Source organism: Lactobacillus nasalidis (genome assembly GCF_016587775.1).
GTDB classification, from domain to species: domain Bacteria; phylum Bacillota; class Bacilli; order Lactobacillales; family Lactobacillaceae; genus Lactobacillus; species Lactobacillus nasalidis.
Genome location: NZ_BOCG01000192.1, coordinates 1 through 613 on the forward strand (window position 1 = coordinate 1; position 613 = coordinate 613).

A 613-nucleotide genomic window follows, 5' to 3' on the forward strand; every position below is an offset into this window, starting at 1 on the left:
GCCGGGGCCGTCTCGTCTTCGTCGATGCCGTGCCAGATCCAGGCGTCCGGCTCGTTGGCCAGCCAGGACAGCTCCTGCCGGCAGCGGCCGATCGCTACTAGCGGCAGCGGGTATTCCGGATCAAGTTGCGGCACGAAGCTCAAAGACCCGGTCAGCTTGCTGTAGTACTGGCCGCTGAAGTGCGGGTGGTCCGGGTTGTTCAGAGCCGTCTTGGTCAGTTCCCAGCCTTCGCGGAAAATTTCGCTGCGGTCGTTCCAAGACCGGCCGAAGGCCTTGAATTCGTTGCGCCGGTCCCCGCTGACCAGGCCCAAGAGGAAGCGGTGTCCGCTGAGCTGGTCGATGGAAACCGCGGCTTGAGCCACGTGGATCGGGTTGCGCTCGGGCAGAATCAAACCGGCTGAGCCCAGGACGATCTTGTCCGTTGACACTGCCAGCGCGCCTAAAGTCGCCACCGGGTCCAGGCCCTGGCCTACGTCCCCGAAGTACGGGTCATAGAAAGGCACGTCCCGGATCCACAGGGCGTCAAAGCCGGCGTCTTCAGCTGCCTTGGCGCAGTCAAAGAGGTCGCTGACGTCGGGGATCTGGCAGTCCGGGTAGCCCTTGAAAGGCGCCA

Annotated in this window: 1 protein-coding gene; it reads right to left on the bottom strand. The window is 64.1% G+C overall.

Going from position 1 to position 613, the window contains the following annotated elements:
• The coding region (locus lacNas_RS03440) for an LLM class flavin-dependent oxidoreductase (RefSeq protein ID WP_201346593.1) at positions 1–613 on the bottom strand (613 nt) is incomplete at both ends.